The sequence below is a fragment of the Kitasatospora sp. NPDC058478 genome (assembly GCF_042720345.1).
Classification (GTDB): Bacteria; Actinomycetota; Actinomycetes; order Streptomycetales; family Streptomycetaceae; genus Kitasatospora.
The window spans coordinates 11,549-26,712 of record NZ_JBHXML010000076.1; the positions used below are offsets into that span (position 1 = coordinate 11,549).

Sequence of the window (15,164 nt, forward strand, 5' to 3'; positions counted from 1 at the left end):
CCCCGCGCCCGACCTATCACCCCCACCCCCAGAACTACTGGTCCTGTGTCGGGGCCCGGGGCGGCGGGGTAGTTGCGGGTGAGCCCAGGCCCCCCGGCCGAACGGGGGCGCCGGTCACCAGACGCGGCGGTCGGCGGGGGTGCCCAGGCCGGTGCGGAGGTGGCGGACGAGGCTGCGGCGCAGCTCGCGGTCCTGGTCGGTCTCGACGGGGAGGTCGAGCTGGACGATGTCCACGCCGGCCGAGCGGAGCAGGCCGATGCGGGCGGCGACGGTGGCGGGGGAGCCGGCGTAGGCGGCGGTGAGGGAGCGGCGGATGTAGGCGGCCACCTGCTCGTCGCCCCGGGCCGGGTCGGCGCGGCCGCGCTCTCGGTCGCGGTCGAGCTGGACGGCTTCCGTCCAGGGCCCGCCGCCGCCGGAGGTGAGGCGCAGGGCGTCGCGGCGCAGCCGGCGGACGCGGTCGCGGGCCGCCTCGTCGGTGTCGGCGAGGACGACGGTGACGTGCCGCCAGATCCGCAGGGTCCGGCCGTGCGCGGCGGCGGCGGTGCGGACCTGGGCGATCCGCCGCCGGGTGTCCGGCAGCGGCAGCGGGCTGACGGCGTACACCTCCGCGTAGCGGGCCGCCAGGTCGAGGCCCTGCGGTGACGAGCCGCCGAAGGAGAGCAGCTCGCCGCCGGGTCTGGGGTGCAGACCGGGCCGGGCCGCGGACACGGTGTAGAACTCGCCCTTGTGGTCGATGTCCTGGTCGGCGGCGAGGTAGCGGGTGAACAGGTCGAGGTACTCGTCGGCCCGGCGGTAGCGCTCCTGCTTGTCCAGGAGGTCGCCGTCGCGGGCCGTGTCGTGGTCGCTGGAGCCGATGATGACGTGGGCCGCCGCCCGCCCGCCGGAGAGGCGGTCCAGGGTCGCGAGGGAGCGGGCGGCGACGGTCGGCGCGGTGGTGCCGACCCGGTGGGCGACCGCGATGCGCAGCCGTGTGGTGGCGGCCAGGGCCCACGAGGCCACCAGCCACGGGTCGGGCCACGAACTGGACTGCACCACCAGGGCGCTGTCCAGCCCGTCCTCCTCGTTCTCCCGCGCGGTGCGGGTGACGTACGCGGGGTCGGCGGTGCGGTCGCGGCCGTCGGGGGCCCAGCGCAGGGCCTGGCGTTCCTGCGCGGTGTGGCCGGGGACGGGTGCGGCGCGGACCCCGCCGCGGATTTCGAGTGGCACGGCTCTCCTCCGGTCGTGAGCGTCGTGAGGGTGGCAGGGGTGAGGGTGAAGCGGTCGGGGCGCGACGGTCAGAGGGCGGCCGGCCCGAGCCGGGCCAGGGTGTCGAGCAGCTTGGCGCGGCTGACGAACACCTCGGGCGGCAGCGACACGTACAGCTGGATGGTGGTGACACCGGGGCGGTGGTAGGCGAGGATGCGCTCCCGGCACTCCTCCGGCGAGCCGCTGATGAACAGCCCGTCGACGACCTCGTCGGGCAGCGCCTTCTGGGCGCCCTCCGGGTCGCCGGCCGCCCAGAGGCGGTGGGTCTCGGCGAGGAGTTCGCCGTGGCCCAGCCACTCGTGGAACTTGCGGTACGGCTCGCGGTTGAGGATCCAGGCGAGGAACGGCCGGCTGGCGCGGTGGGCGTAGTCGGTGTCCTCGGTGGGGCAGACGAAGACCTTGACGACCAGCTCCTTCCCGGGCGGCTGCGGGCCGACGGCGTCCAGGATCTTCGGTACGTCGTGCGGGAACAGCAGGTTGGTGATGGCGCCGTCGCCCTCGTTGAAGCCGAGCCGGAGCATGTTGGGCCGCAGCGCGCCCAGGATGACCTTGACCGGCTCGGTCGGCGGGTGCGGCAGCCGGTAGCCGGTGATGTCGAAGGTGTCGAACCCGCCGGTGACGTACTCGCCGCGCAGCGCCCGGGTGACGAAGCGCAGGACGTCCCTGGTCCGCTTGAACGGCTCGTCGAACGGGATGCCGTTGATGTCGGTGACGTGCGCGGGCACCGAGGCGCCGATGCCCAGCAGCAGGCGGCCCGGGGCGAGTTGGGCGAGCGTCGCGGCGGTCTGGGCGAGCACGGCCGGGCCGCGGGTGTGCACCGGGACGATGCCGGTGCCGATCCGCAGCGAGGGGGACCAGGCCGCCGTGGCGGCCAGCGGGGTGAAGGCGTCGGTGCCGCCGCCCTCGGCGCTCCACACGTCGGTGTAGCCGAGGTCGGGCAGCCGCTCGACCAGGAACCGGTGCCGGTCGATGGTCAGGCCGGGCAGCGGGAGGGTGATGCCCCACTTGGGCGGCGCGGCGGGCACGGGGCCGTGCGCGGAGCCGGGCGGGACGGTCCCGCTGTGGTGGTGCGGTCGGTGCGGGTCGGTCATCGGGATGGCCGTCCTTCCTGTGGTGCGCGGTGCTCTTCAGCGGTGGCGGTGGCGGGGGCGGTGTCCGCGGGTCAGCGGACCCATACGGTGGTCAGGTCGAGGAACCAGGACTGCGGCTGCACGAGCCCCTGGACCTTCGGCGAAAGGGCCCGCGGATTACGGTCGTTGACCACGAACAGCCAGGGCGCGTCCTGGGTGACCAGCGCGAGCGCCTTGCGGTACCCGGCCTGCCGGGCGGCCTGGTCGGCGTTCGCGGCCGACGACGCGAGCAGCTCGTCGACCTGCGGGTTGGCGTAGTGGCCGGTCCAGAACGGGCTCTTGGAGCCGATGAACAGCGGGAGCAGCGCCTCGGACTGGAACAGCGTGGTGGACTGGGCGACGGCGTCCGAGCCGAGCGCCACCTGGCCCTTGGCCTCGGCGCCGATCAGCGTGGTCCAGTCGGTGGTGCGCAGCTCGACCTTGATGCCGACGGCGCCGAGATCCCGCTGGAGGGCCTCGGCGATCGGCACCGGCAGCAGGTTGCCGCTGCCGCCGGTGGGCACGGTGACGGAGGTGCTGAAGCCGTTCGGGACGCCGGCCTCGGCGAGCAACTGCCGGGCCTTGGCGGGGTCGTAGGAGTAGACGTCGCCGGCGGGGTCGTAGGCGGCGGTGGCGCGCGGCGCGGTCTGGTAGGCGGGGTCGGCGGTGCCGTGCAGCAGCTTCTCGGCGATGGCCTTGCGGTCGATCGCGAAGTTGGCGGCCCTGCGGACCAGCGGGTTGTCCCAGGGCGCCTTCGAGGTGTCCAGGATCCAGTACCAGAGGTGGTCGTAGCTGTTCGTGGCGATCTGGACGCCGTCGGCCTTGAGGCTGTCGATGTCGTCCGGGTTCGGGTACTCGATCCAGTTCACGCCGCCGGAACGCAGGGCGGCGGTGCGGGCCGCGGCGTCCGGCAGCGCCTTGATCACGAGCCGGTCGAGCCTGGGGGCGCCGCGCCAGTAGCCCTTGTTGGCGGCCAGCTCGATCTGCTGGCCCTCGGTCTGCGAGACGAACGAGAAGGGGCCGGTGCCGACCGGGTGCCGGGCGAAGTCCGCCGAGCCGGACTTGCGGACGGCGGTGGGGCTCGCGATCAGGACGTGCGCGAGGTCCTCGGGGAAGTGGCCGTTGGGCTCCTTGGTGACCAGCTCGACGTGGTCGGCGTCGGTCTTGCGGTACGAGGCGATGTCGCCCGCGTACTCGGCGGCGGCGGCGCCGAGGGCGTCGGTGTACTCGGGGCTCTTCTTGTCGAGGTAGCGGGCCAGGTTGAAGACCACGGCGTCGGCGTCGAACGGGGTGCCGTCCTGGAACGTGACGCCCTTGCGGAGGGTGAAGGTCCACGTCCTGGCGTCGGCGGCGACCTGCCAGTCGGTGGCCAGGGCGCCGGTGACGACCGGCGGCTTGTCGGTGTCCTTGAGCAGTTCGTACCGGGTGAGGCCCTCGTAGAGCTGGAAGGAGACCAGCCGCTTGCCCTCGAATCCGGCGCCGCCGATCACGGTGTCCGGGTTGGGGAGTTTGCCGGTGGCGCCGATGACCAGGGTGCCGCCGCGGCCGTCACCGCCGCCCGCCCCAGCGGAGCCGCCGCCGTCGGAGCCGGCGCAGCCGGCCGCCGCCGCGAGCAGAACGGCGGCGGCCGGCAGGGCGACGGCTCTGGAGCGGATACGGCTGGTGCGCGTCATGGCGATTCCTCGTCGGTTCGGTGGTGCGGAGGTGCGGGGGTTCGGTGGTGCGGCGATGTGTCGGTGTGTCGGTGTGTCGGTACGGAGCTTCGGCGGCGGGTCACGCGACGCCGGTGGCGGCCTCCAGCAGCGCCCGGGTGTACGGGTGCGCGGGGGAGTCCCAGAGCAGGCCGGCCGGGCCCTCCTCGACCACCCGGCCGTGCCGCAGCACCAGCACCCGGTGGGCGAGGTGCCGGACGACGGCGAGGTCGTGGGAGATGAACAGGTAGGCCAGGCCGGTGCGTTCCTGGAGGTCGGTCAGCAGGTCGAGCAGGCGGGCCTGCACGCTGCGGTCGAGGGCGGAGGTCGGTTCGTCGCAGACCACCAGGTCCGGCCCGGTGGCCAGGGCCCGGGCGACGGCCACCCGCTGGAGCTGCCCGCCGGACAGCTCCCGCGGGTAGCGGTCGGCGAGCGCGGGCTCCAGGCCGACCTGGGTGAAGAGCCGGGCGACGGCCGCGGCGCGTTCGGCGCGCGGCGTGCCGTGCAGGCGCAGCGCGAAGGCGACCGCCTCCCCGGCGCGCAGGCTGGGGTTGAGTGATCCGCGCGGGTCCTGCGGGACGAACTGGAGCCGGCCCCGCAGCGCCCGGTCGGCGCGGCCGCGCAGCCGGTACGGATCGCGGCCGGCGAAGCGGACGCTGCCGGCGTTGGGGGCGAGCACCCCGAGGGCGAGCCGGGCCAGGGTGGACTTCCCCGAGCCGGATTCGCCGACCAGGCCGACGGTCTCGCCCGGCGCGACGGTGAGGCTGACGGCGTCCAGGGCGGTCCGGTCGCCGTAGCGCTTGGTGACGGCGTCGACGACCAGGACCGGGCCCGGGCGGGCGGGGACGGCGTCCGGCCGGGTGTGGGCTACGGCGTTCATCGGCGGGCTCCTGGTTCGGCGGCCACCAGGGCGGCGGTGAAGGCGTGTTCCGGGTCGCCCAGCACTCGTTCGGCGGGCCCGAGTTCGACGATCCGGCCGGCCCGCATGACCGCCACGGTGCCGCCGATCCGGCGGGCCGCCGCGAGGTCGTGGGTGACCAGCAGCAGGGCGATGCCGCAGTCGGCGCGCAGGGTGGTGAACAGGTCGAGGATCCGCCCGCGGATCAGCGCGTCGAGCGCGGTGGTCGGCTCGTCGGCGATCAGCAGTTCCGGGCCGCAGCAGATCGCGACGGCGATGGCGGCGCGCTGGCGCAGGCCGCCGGAGAGCTCGTGCGGGTAGGCCCGGGCGACGCGTTCCGGGTCCGGGATGCCGGCGGTGGCGAGCAGCTTCGGGACGGCCGCGCGGGCGGCCCGGCGGTCGGCGGCGATCCCGTGCCGCCGCAGCACCTCGGCGAGCTGCGGGCCGATCCGGCGCAGCGGGTCGAGCGAGGCGGTCGGGTCCTGCGGAACGTAGCCGATCCGCCGGCCGCGGACGTCGGCCAGTGCGCGTTCGCCGAGCGCCCGCAGGTCCGTCCCGGCGAGCCGGACGCCTCCGGTGACGGCGGCGCCGTGCCCCGGCAGCCCGAGCACCGTGCGGGCGACGGTGGTCTTGCCGCTGCCGGATTCGCCGAGCAGCACCAGGGAGCGGCCGGCGGGCAGGGCGAGGGAGACGTCGTCGACGGCCCGGACCCCGCCGGGGTACTCGACGGTCAGGCCGTTGATCTCCAGCAGCGCGCTCATGCGCCCACCCGCTTCGCGGCTCGCGGCCGGGCCGAGCCGTCGGCCGAGCGGTCGGCGGACCGGTCGGTGGACCGGCTCGCGGCGGCGGGGGCGGCGTGCGCCAGCAGGGCGGCCGTGTCGCCGACGCGGGTGCGCAGCGTCTCGCCGAGGGTGTTGAAGACGACCGAGACGGCGATGATGACCAGGGCCGGCAGGACCGCCACCCAGGGGTGGGTGAGCAGCGAGGGCCGCAGCTCCTCCAGCATCGCGCCCCACTCGGCGGTGGGCGGGGCGACCCCGAGCCCGAGGAAGGACAGCCCGGCGGCGTACATGATGGCCAGCCCGACCAGCGAGGACGCGTACACCAGGACCACCGGCGCCACCACCGGGGCGACCTGGCGCAGGACCAGCGACCCCCAGCCGGCGCCGCTGACCCGGGCGGCCACCAGGTACTCGGCGGCCCGGACCCGCCGGGTCTCGGTGAACGCGACCCGCGCCACCGCGGGGGTGAGCACCACCGACAGCGCGAGCACGGTCGCGCCCAGGCCGGGCGTGAGCAGCGAGGCGATGGCGATCGCCAGCAGCACCCCGGGGAAGGCGTAGAGCACGTCCAGCAGGCGCAGCAGGGCCTGTTCGGTGATCCGGCCGCCGAGCCCGGCCACGACGCCGAGCAGGGTGCCGACGACGGCGGCCACCGCGACCGGGACGAGCCCGCCGGTGAGCGAGGCGCGCCCGGCCCAGATCAGCCGGCTGAGCAGGTCGCGGCCCTGGCCGTCGGTGCCGAGCAGGTGGCCGGGGCTGCCCGGGTCGAGCAGCCGGTCCGCCAGCCGCCCGGCGGCCGGGTCGTACGGGGCGACCAGCGGCGCGGCGAGCGCGAGCAGGACCAGCAGAGCCGCGAGGGCGGCGGGGACGGTCAGGCCGAGGTTGCCCCGGCTGAGGACACGTGACGTCACATCAGTTCCTTACTCGCGGGTCGATCGCCGCGTGCGCCGCGTCCACGAGGATGTTGACGCCGACGAACGCGACCGCCACCACCAGCACCCCGCCCTGCACCAGGGGCAGGTCGCGGGAGGTGAGGGCGTCGTACAGCAGCCGGCCGACGCCCGGCCAGGCGAACAGGGTCTCCACGAAGATCACCCCTTCCAGGAGGTAGGCGAGTTGCAGGCCGCCGATGGTCAGCAGTGCCGGCGAGGCGTTGTGCACGCAGTGCCGCAGCACGGTGGCCGGGCGCAGGCCGCGGGCGCGCAGCGAGTCGGCCAGCTCGCCGGCCAGCACGCCCCCCAGCGCGGCCCGGAACACCCGGGCGGTGAGCCCGAGCGGGACGAGCGCGGCGGCCACGGCCGGCAGGACCAGGTGGCGGGCCAGGTCGGGCAGGCCGCCGGAGCCGAACACGTCGTGCGTGCCCCCGGCCGGCAGCCAGCGCAGGCCCACGGCGAAGACGGCGATCAGCAGCAGGGCCACCGAGTACTGCGGGGCGGAGACCGCGAGGGCGGACAGCGCGCCGGAGATCCGCCCGCCGGGGCCGCGCGGGCGCAGCGCGCCGACGGCGCCCAGCGCCACCCCGCCGACCAGCACCAGCAGGAAGGCGGCCGCGGTCAGGGTCAGCGTCTGGCCGAGCGCCGGGAGCAGCAGGTCGGCGACCGGGCGTTGACCGGAGACGGAGGTGCCGAGGTCGCCGGTGAGCGCGTGCCAGAGCCAGGAGGCGTAGCGGACGGGCAACGGCTGGTCCAGGCCGAGCCGTTCGGAGAGCTCGCGGCGGGCCTCGGGCGGTGCGCCCGGCCCGAGGAAGAGGGCCACCGGATCGCCGGGGACGAGCGTGACGGTCGCGAAGACGATGGCGGTGACGCCGAGCAGGGTCGGTACGGCCAGCAGGAGGCGGCGCAGCAGGAAGCGGGTCACCCGGCCCTCCGTGGCGTGGCGCCGGACTGGCCGGCGGCGGGCCGGTTGGGCGGGGCGGGCATGGGGCTGGTGGTCCTTCCGGGAGGGGCGGTTCGGGGAGCGGTTCGGGACGGTCGGCGGTGGTAACCGGCAGTCACCGGCGGCGTCCGGGGTGCTGGACCGCCGGACCGGGGCCGTGGGACGGGCCGTTCGCCGGGGGGCGGATGCCGCGTCGGGGCGGGATCGGGTGCCGGAGCACGGGTCGGGCGGTCCGTGGGACGGGGGACGTCGGTGCCGCTCCGGCAGCTGCGGCCGCTTGAAGGAGCGTTGCGGACCGGTGGCCCGGACAGCCAGTCAGCACTTGATGCTGTTACTCCTGGTCACAGCATCCGGAGTGCCAGGACCGCCACTGCCCAGGGCGCCGAGCCCCGGTTCTGTCCTTGACCTGCACAAGGAACCGGACCTAGGGTTCCCCGCATGGCTATTCGGCGGACCGACATCACCCTGGTCGGGATCGGCGGCTCGTGGCACCGACGGTGTTTCGACGAGCTCTGTCGCCCGCGCGCTGCGCGCTGACCGCCCCGTTCCCAGCCGCTGCGGTCGGCGCCCCTCCCCAGTCCCGGATTCCGCAGCCGACGCCCGTGCGCGTCCTCGACGGATCCTCGCCGCAGCACCCGTGCCCACCGGGCCGGCCCGCCACCAGCAAGGGGACCGTATCGCCATGCCGTACCTCAGACGCCCTGCCTCCGCCCCCGGGGGTGCGCGATGGCAGCAGTGAGCAAGTTCGCCGTCCCGGCCGGCCCGCGCGGCCGCCGGATTCCCGCCCGACGCGGCGCCTGCGGCGGCGCCACCCTGGTGGACGCCCCCGCCGCGGGCGCGCCGCCGGTGCACGCCGCACCACCGGCACAGGCCGAGATCGACAACCCGCTCGACCTGATCGCCGGTCACCAGCTGCTGGCGGAGACGGTGACGCCGCCACCGTCGGTCGGGCCGACCGCCACCGGTTGCGGGTGCGGCCATCCGATGTGCGTGGAGGAGGACCGCGACCGCACCGCCGACGCCCGGGTGTTCCTGGTCGAGCGGCACTCGGTGGCCAGCGCCGGGCTGCGCAGCGTGCTGACGACCGTGCCCGGGCTGGCCGTGGTCGGGTCCACCGGCGACCCGCTGCGCGCGGTGGCCGCCGTGCGCCGGGTCGCCCCCGACGTCATCCTGCTCGGCCGCGGCGCGAGCCTGGAGGCCGACCTCGCCGTCGTGGTGGCGCTGCGCGGCCCGGACGCGGCGCCCGACGCCCGGGTGCTGCTGCTGCGCCGGGCCGAGTCGACCGCCGAGGCGAGCCGGATGCTGCTGGCCGGGGCCAGCGGCTGCTTCCCGCTCGACCTGGCCGAGGACCGGATCATCAGCGCCGTCCAACTCGCCGCGGCCGGCGGGTCGGTGTTCCTGCCCGCGCCGCCGCCGGCCCGGACCCACGCGGCGGCTCCCCCTCAGCACGTCGGCGAACTGGCGCCGCAGCACGCCGGACTGACGGATCGTGAGCACGAGGTGCTGGTCCAGCTCGGGCTCGGGCTGAGCAACGCCGAGATCGGGCGGGAGCTCGCCCTGGCCGAGGCGACCGTGAAGAAGCACCTCACCCAGGCCATGCGCAAGATCGGGCAGCCCGACCGGCTGCGCGCCGCGCTCTACGCCCACCGGCACGGCCTCGCCGGGTAGTTCGTTCCAGCACATCTCCGTCACCACTCTCCGGAGGGCGGGCCCCGCAGCACGCGGGGCCCGCCCTCCGTCGTGTTCCGGCCGCCTCCCGCAGGTGACCTTCGGAGCATGCGCGAGGCGACGATCGGCGCCCTGAGCGGCGCCGTTCGGGGCTACCGGGGCGCCCGGCCGGCTCCGTAGCGTGGCGGGAAACGACCACCACACGACGGTCCGAAGGATCGTCCAGCCGAAGGGAGATGGCCCGATGGGGGGTGTGTCCGACAGGACCGGCGGTCCGACCGGTTCCACCGGTGCGGCGGGTGCCGACGCCGGCCCGCGCACGGCGGTGCTGGCCGCCGCGAGCCACCGGAGCCCCGGCGCGGAGCAGCCGAGGTCCCCGTACCGCGCGATGTCGGACGCCGAGCGGTCGGCGCTCTGGCGCCAGCGGCTGCACGAGGCCGAGGCGGGCCTGACGCGGTACCTGGTGTCGCGCGGGAACGGGCTGCACCTGACCGACTGGTTCGTGCTGCAGTCCGAGCTCTTCGCCGACCTCCCCGCGCCGGACGCCCCGGCCCCGGAGTGGCAGCGGGTGTTCTTCCGCGACCAGGCACTGATGGAACGTTTCCTCGTGCGCCGCTACGGCGAGGAGGGGCTGGGGGACTGGGCCCGGTCCAATGCCGAGGTGCACCGCGAGGTCGAACCCGACCACGGCCGGGGCGCCGCCGACCCGATCCACCGGATCGCCCGGCAGGCCGAACTGTACGGCTCGGAGTACGAGTTCGACGACGAGGAGCCGCCCGACGCCGAGCACGCGGCGCTCACCATCACGCACTGTGCGATCTGGGACTACCGCGAGAAGGCCCGCCGCTCGGGCGTCCAGCTGACCCTCGCCTCGCCCTGCACCTACTGCACCGAGGCGCTGTCCGCCAACATCCGCGCCAAGGGCTACCGGCCCGCGCACCGCCTGACCAACGGCCCGACCGGCCACGGCTGCCGCTGGGAGTCGAGCGCCGCAGCCGGGCCCGCCGCCAACGACGAACCGGGGGAGTCCTGAGATGTGCGGTGTCACCGGCTGGATCGACTGGGACACCGACCTGCGCCACCAGGCGCGGACGGTCCGGGAGATGACCGCCACCCTGGCCTGCCGCGGCCCGGACGCGGACGGCGTCTGGCTCTCCCGGCACGCCGCGTTCGGCCACCGCCGGCTGTCCGTGATCGACCTGGACGGCGGGGCCCAGCCGCTCGCCGACCGCCCGGGGCCCGACGCCGGCGCCGTGCTCTGCTACAACGGGGAGCTCTACAACCACCGCGAGCTGCGCGCGCAACTGGAGGCCCTCGGGCACGTCTTCCGGACCCGCTCCGACACCGAGGTGGTCCTGCGGGCCCACCTCCAGTGGGGCAAGGACGCGCCGACCAGGTTCAACGGCATCTTCGCCTACGCCCTGTGGGACGCCGCGCGCGAGGAACTGCTGCTGGTCCGCGACCACCTCGGCATCAAGCCGCTGTACTGGCACGCCCACGCCACCGGGGTGCTGTTCGGCTCCGAGCCCAAGGCGGTGCTCGCGAACCCGCTGTTCCGCGCCGAACTGGACGCCGAGGGCATCGCCGAACTGTTCGCGCTGCCCGCCGCGCCGAGCGCCGGCCACGGCCTGTTCCGCGGGCTGCACGAAGTCCGGCCCGGCCACCTGGTGGTCGTCGGCCGCGGCGCCACCCGCGAACTCCGCTACTGGCGGCTGGAGTCGGCCGAGCACCGGGACGACGCCGCGACCACCCGCGGCACCGTCCGGGACCTGCTCGCCGACGCCGTCGAGCGGCAGCTGATCAGCGACGTGCCGCTGTGCACCCTGCTCTCCGGCGGCGTCGACTCCAGCGCCGTCACCGCGCTGGCCGCGGCCGCCCGCGAGCGGGCCGGCCACGGGAAGATCGCCAGCTTCTCGGTCGACTTCCCCGGCAGCACCGACCGCACCCCGGACGCCTGGCGGACCACCCTCGACGCCCCGTACGTGCAGGCCGCCGCCGAGCACATCGGCACCCTGCACACCACCGTCCTGGTGCCCGACGACGACCTGCTGGACGCCCGCGACGCCGTCCTGCGCGCCCGGGACCGGCCCGGCTGGGGCGAGATGGACGCCTCGCTGCACCTGCTCTTCCGCGAGGTGCGGCGGCGCTCCACGGTCGCACTCTCCGGCGAGGCCGCGGACGAGATCTTCGGCGGCTACCCGTACTTCCACGACGCGCAGGCCGTCGCCGCGCCGACCTTCCCGTGGCTGCACGGCAAGGCCACGCCGGCGGACCTGCTGCGCCCGGACGTCCGCGCCGAGGTACGCCCCGAGGAGTACACCGCCGCCGCCTACCACCGCTCGCTCGGCGAGGTGTCGCGCCTGCCCGGCGAGTCGGCCGCCGACGCGCGGATCCGCGAGGTCTTCCACCTCGCGCTCACCCGCTGGCTCCCCCCGCTGCTGGACCGGGTGGACCGGGTGTCGATGTCGGTCGGCCTGGAGGTGCGAGTGCCGTTCTGCGACCACCGCCTGGTGGAGTACCTGTGGAACGTCCCGTGGGCGCTCAAGGCGCCGGACGGGCGGGCCAAGGGCCTGTTCCGCGACGCCGTCCGGGACCTCCTCCCGCCGCAGGTCGCCGACCGGCCCAAGAGCGGCTACCCCTCCACCCCGGCCGTCCGCTACACCGAGGTGCTCACCGCCCGGGCGCACGAGCTGCTGGCCGACCCGAACGCGCCGGTCTTCGAGCTGGTGGACCGCGAGCTGGTCCGCCGGCTGCTCGCCGAGGGCCGCCCGCTGCCCAGCCCGCGCACCGCGCCGAACCCGGTCGGCGGCCTCGACCACCTGGTCCAGGTCGACGAGTGGCTGCGCGCCTACCGGGTGGGGCTGCGATGAGCGGCCCCGCGGCGGCCGTGACCACGGCGAAGGCCACCGAGGAGGCCTTCCGGGCCGCCTCCCGCGGCTGGACCACCGGGGTCGCGGTGGTCACCACCCGATCGGACGAGGAGGTCTTCGCCAAGACGGTCTCCTCCTTCAACACCCTCTCCCTCGACCCGCTGCTGGTCACCGTCGCGGTCAGCCGCCACAGCCCGCTCGTGGCCGCGGCCCGCGCCGCCGGACGGTTCGGCCTTTCGGTCCTGACGGACGGCCAGTCGGCGGTGGCCCGGCGCTTCGCCACCCCCGGGGCCGGGCGTGCGCTCGGCGGCTTCACCGCGGTGCCGATGCGCACGGCCGTCACCGGCGCCCCGCTCGTCGACGACGCCCTGGCCTGGTTCGACTGCCGGCTGCACGGCACCCTGCCCGGCGGCGACCACACCATCCTGGTCGGCCGGGTCGCCGCCGCGGACCGCGGCGACGGCGACCCGCTGCTCTACCACGACGGCCGGTACCGCGTGATCGACCCGAAGCCCTTGAACCCTTGAACCCTTGACATCAAACGGAGTTGGCGCATGACACTGCTGGGCACCATCACCGGCCGCGGCGCACCCGCCACCGCCCGCGGCCTGCTGACCGGCGACCGGTACCGGGCCGAACTGGACGACGGCCGCGAGCTCTACCTCGACGGCAAGCGCATCGCGAACCCCGCCGAACACCCCGCGTTCCGCCCGGCCGTGGACGAACTGGCCCGCCTGATCGACCTCCAGCACGACCCGGCCCACCGCGACCTGCTCACCTGGGAGGACCCGGACAGCGGCCTGCGGCTCGCCCGCGCCTACCAGCCCCCGCGCACCCTGGAGGACCTGCGGCTCCAGCGCCGCAGCGCCGAACTGTGGCACGCCGAGGCGCTCGGACAGCAGGGCCGCTCACCCGCCTTCATGGCCTCGATCGCCGTCGGCGTCTACGACTTCCGGCACCGGCTGGCCGGCGCCGACCCGCGCTTCGGCGCCAACGCCGAGGCGTGGTACCGGCATTGCGCGAGCAACGACCTGGTCCTCTCGCACGCCCTCGGCGACCCGCAGATCGACCGCTCCGCCAACCCGCTGGACGACCCCGACCTCGCCCTGCGCGTCGTGGAGGAGAACGACCGGGGCATCGTGGTGCGCGGCGCCAAGCAGCTCACCACGCTCGCCCCGATCGCCCACGAGGTGCTGGTCTACCTCTCGGCGTCGTTCACCGAGGGCCGCGGCGAGCAGTTCGTGACCTGGTTCGCCCTGCCGCTCAACACCCCCGGCCTGATCACCCTCGCCCGCGAACCGCTCGGCAGCGCCTCCTGGGGGCACGCCCACCCGCTCGGCGCGCGGTTCGACGAGCAGGACGCGATGCTCTTCTTCGACGACGTCCTGGTGCCCTGGGACCGCGTCTTCCTGCTGCGCGACGCGAACCTGGCGCGCACCGGCCTCGGCCGGATCAACGCCTGGAGCGCCTACGTCGGCCACATCCGCTACCGCGAGCGGCTGCGGACCCTGCTGGCCAGCGCAACCCTGGTCGCCGAGTCGATCGGCGTGGACGGCTTCCGCAACATCCAGGAGGACCTGGGCCGCCTCGCCGGGTACGCCGAACTGACCGAGTACTTCCTCGACGCCGCCGAGGCGCGCGGCGGCCTCACCGACGGCGGCCTGTTCGCCCCCGGCGACACGGCGGCCTCCCGGGTCTGGTCGGCCGAGGTGGCCGGCAGCGCGGTCGAGATCGTCCGCAAGATCGGCGCCTCCGGGCTGCTCATCCAGCCCACCGCCGGGGACCTCGCCAACCCCCGGCTGCGCCCGCACCTGGACCGCTACATGCGCGGCCGGGACATCGACGCCGAACGCAAGGCCCGGCTCTTCCGGATCGCCTGGGAGCTGACCGGCGACGGCTTCGGCCAGCGCCAGGACCTATACGAGTACGTGCACCGGGGCGATCTGGCCCGCAACCGGATCAACCTCTTCAAGCGCTACGACCAGAGCGCCGCCCGCGAACGGCTGCTGAAGCTGGTCGACCAGGGCGCCGCGGAGCAGCCCGCTGCTGCGGCGCAGCCAGCTACCGACCAGCCGTCCACCAACCAGCAGTCCACCGAGCAGCCGTCCACCGTGGAGGAGAACCAGCCGTGAGCACGTCCGCCGTCGAGATCCAGGCCCGCACCCTCGCGGGGTACGCCGACGCCAGCCGGCTGCGCCAGGTCCAGGACCGTGACTGGGTGCTCGACCAGGTCACCGGAGCCCCCGAGTCCCTGATCGACCTCGGCAGCGGGATCGGCCAGCTGCTCCAGGAGGCCCTGGAGCGCTTCCCCTCCCTGCGGCGCGCCGTCGGCCTGGAACGCTCCGAGCACCGCATCGCCGAGGCCGCCGCCCGGCTCCAGCCCTACGGCGAGCGGGTCGCCCTGCACCGGGCCGACCTCACCGTGCCCGAGCCGCTGCCGTTCCGGGCCGACGTGATCACCCAGACCTCGGTGCTGCACTGGCTGTACCCGGACGAGGAGCGGATCTTCGCCTGGGCCGCCGCCCACCTCGCCCCCGGCGGCCGCTTCCTGCTCACCACCTACCACCCGGCCCGGGACGAGCGCGGCCTCGGCGGCGAGGACGAGCTGGTCCGCGACGCCCTGGTCGCCCTCGGCACCCCATACGACGAGGTGCCCGGCGTCCTGGAGCGTGCCGGGGTGCTGCCGATCGCGACCCGGACCAGGACCGTCGACGAACTCGCGGCGGTGGTGGGCCCGCACCTCGCGGTGGCCGGCCACCTGGAGCGCGACGCCGTGGTCACCGTCGACGGCGCCGCCCAGTACGAGCACTTCCACGCCGCCACCTTCGGGGACTACTACAGCCGTGCGGTGCCGGCGCAGCAGCGGCCCGCCTTCTTCCGCGCCGTCGGCGAGAGCGCCTGGCGCCGGCAGCAGGAGCGCGGCCACGTCAGCCACATGCCCGTCCGACTGTGGCAGCTGACGTCTCGTTAACAACATGTGTAGCCCGCCGCTCACCCCTGGGGTGGGCGGCGGGCTGCGTCTACGC

General features: G+C 75.3%; 13 protein-coding genes. 6 read left to right on the top strand and 7 right to left on the bottom strand.

Annotation, left to right across the window (positions count from 1 at the left end; all coding sequences use genetic code 11):
• Positions 1–114: 114 nt before the first annotated feature.
• The 7 genes from ACFWPT_RS33240 to ACFWPT_RS33270 all read right to left on the bottom strand — a co-directional run bounded on the left by ACFWPT_RS33240 (position 115) and on the right by ACFWPT_RS33270 (position 7,582).
• On the bottom strand, positions 115–1,206 hold the full coding sequence (locus tag ACFWPT_RS33240; RefSeq protein WP_380486330.1) for an LLM class flavin-dependent oxidoreductase: 1,092 nt from the start codon (positions 1,204–1,206) through the stop codon (positions 115–117).
• Positions 1,207–1,274: 68 nt separating this feature from the next.
• Entirely contained in the window at positions 1,275–2,336 is a 1,062-nt protein-coding gene (locus ACFWPT_RS33245) for an LLM class F420-dependent oxidoreductase (protein WP_363581882.1), read from the bottom strand.
• A 71-nt stretch (positions 2,337–2,407) separates the two neighbouring features.
• Positions 2,408–4,027 carry an ABC transporter substrate-binding protein gene (locus tag ACFWPT_RS33250; protein ID WP_380486332.1) on the bottom strand — a complete coding sequence of 540 codons (1,620 nt, stop codon included), beginning with the start codon at positions 4,025–4,027 and terminating at the stop codon, positions 2,408–2,410.
• A gap of 100 nt (positions 4,028–4,127) precedes the next feature.
• On the bottom strand, positions 4,128–4,925 hold the full coding sequence (locus ACFWPT_RS33255) for an ABC transporter ATP-binding protein (RefSeq protein ID WP_380486334.1): 798 nt from the start codon (positions 4,923–4,925) through the stop codon (positions 4,128–4,130).
• The gene (locus tag ACFWPT_RS33260) at positions 4,922–5,704 is read right to left on the bottom strand and encodes an ABC transporter ATP-binding protein (protein WP_380339687.1); all 783 of its coding nucleotides are present in this window, start codon (positions 5,702–5,704) and stop codon (positions 4,922–4,924) included. The genes ACFWPT_RS33255 and ACFWPT_RS33260 overlap by 4 nt, the downstream gene beginning before the upstream one ends.
• Complete coding sequence (locus ACFWPT_RS33265) at positions 5,701–6,636, bottom strand: ABC transporter permease (RefSeq protein ID WP_380486337.1); 936 nt, start codon at positions 6,634–6,636, stop codon at positions 5,701–5,703. Before ACFWPT_RS33265 ends, ACFWPT_RS33260 begins: the two co-directional genes overlap by 4 nt.
• A 1-nt stretch (position 6,637) precedes the next feature.
• The gene (locus ACFWPT_RS33270; protein ID WP_380486341.1) at positions 6,638–7,582 is read right to left on the bottom strand and encodes an ABC transporter permease; all 945 of its coding nucleotides are present in this window, start codon (positions 7,580–7,582) and stop codon (positions 6,638–6,640) included.
• A 744-nt stretch (positions 7,583–8,326) separates the two neighbouring features.
• On the opposite strand from ACFWPT_RS33270, the gene ACFWPT_RS33275 reads away from it, so the two are divergent.
• The 6 genes from ACFWPT_RS33275 (at position 8,327) to ACFWPT_RS33300 (ending at position 15,109) form a co-directional block, all read left to right on the top strand.
• Entirely contained in the window at positions 8,327–9,268 is a 942-nt protein-coding gene (locus tag ACFWPT_RS33275; protein ID WP_380486343.1) for a LuxR C-terminal-related transcriptional regulator, read from the top strand.
• A 253-nt stretch (positions 9,269–9,521) separates the two neighbouring features.
• Entirely contained in the window at positions 9,522–10,301 is a 780-nt protein-coding gene (locus tag ACFWPT_RS33280) for a hypothetical protein (protein WP_380378324.1), read from the top strand.
• A gap of 1 nt (position 10,302) precedes the next feature.
• Entirely contained in the window at positions 10,303–12,138 is a 1,836-nt protein-coding gene (gene asnB / locus ACFWPT_RS33285) for an asparagine synthase (glutamine-hydrolyzing) (RefSeq protein WP_380378326.1), read from the top strand.
• Positions 12,135–12,665 (top strand): flavin reductase family protein, encoded by a 531-nt coding sequence (locus tag ACFWPT_RS33290; protein WP_380378327.1) that lies wholly within the window; start codon positions 12,135–12,137, stop codon positions 12,663–12,665. The genes asnB and ACFWPT_RS33290 overlap by 4 nt, the downstream gene beginning before the upstream one ends.
• A 27-nt stretch (positions 12,666–12,692) precedes the next feature.
• Positions 12,693–14,270 carry a 4-hydroxyphenylacetate 3-hydroxylase family protein gene (locus ACFWPT_RS33295; protein WP_380486345.1) on the top strand — a complete coding sequence of 526 codons (1,578 nt, stop codon included), beginning with the start codon at positions 12,693–12,695 and terminating at the stop codon, positions 14,268–14,270.
• Positions 14,267–15,109, top strand: a complete 843-nt coding sequence (locus ACFWPT_RS33300) for a trans-aconitate 2-methyltransferase (protein WP_371515894.1) — start codon at positions 14,267–14,269, stop codon at positions 15,107–15,109. The genes ACFWPT_RS33295 and ACFWPT_RS33300 overlap by 4 nt, the downstream gene beginning before the upstream one ends.
• Positions 15,110–15,164: the final 55 nt, after the last annotated feature.

What these genes read in the sequence shown, in the direction of transcription:
- ACFWPT_RS33245 (WP_363581882.1), bottom strand. Translation starts at nt 2,336, where the DNA reads ATGACCGACCCGCACCGACCGCACCACCACAGCGGGACCGTCCCGCCC.
- ACFWPT_RS33250 (WP_380486332.1), bottom strand. Translation starts at nt 4,027, where the DNA reads ATGACGCGCACCAGCCGTATCCGCTCCAGAGCCGTCGCCCTGCCGGCC.
- ACFWPT_RS33255 (WP_380486334.1), bottom strand. Translation starts at nt 4,925, where the DNA reads ATGAACGCCGTAGCCCACACCCGGCCGGACGCCGTCCCCGCCCGCCCG.
- ACFWPT_RS33260 (WP_380339687.1), bottom strand. Translation starts at nt 5,704, where the DNA reads ATGAGCGCGCTGCTGGAGATCAACGGCCTGACCGTCGAGTACCCCGGC.
- ACFWPT_RS33275 (WP_380486343.1), top strand. Translation starts at nt 8,327, where the DNA reads ATGGCAGCAGTGAGCAAGTTCGCCGTCCCGGCCGGCCCGCGCGGCCGC.
- asnB (WP_380378326.1), top strand. Translation starts at nt 10,303, where the DNA reads ATGTGCGGTGTCACCGGCTGGATCGACTGGGACACCGACCTGCGCCAC.
- ACFWPT_RS33290 (WP_380378327.1), top strand. Translation starts at nt 12,135, where the DNA reads ATGAGCGGCCCCGCGGCGGCCGTGACCACGGCGAAGGCCACCGAGGAG.
- ACFWPT_RS33295 (WP_380486345.1), top strand. Translation starts at nt 12,693, where the DNA reads ATGACACTGCTGGGCACCATCACCGGCCGCGGCGCACCCGCCACCGCC.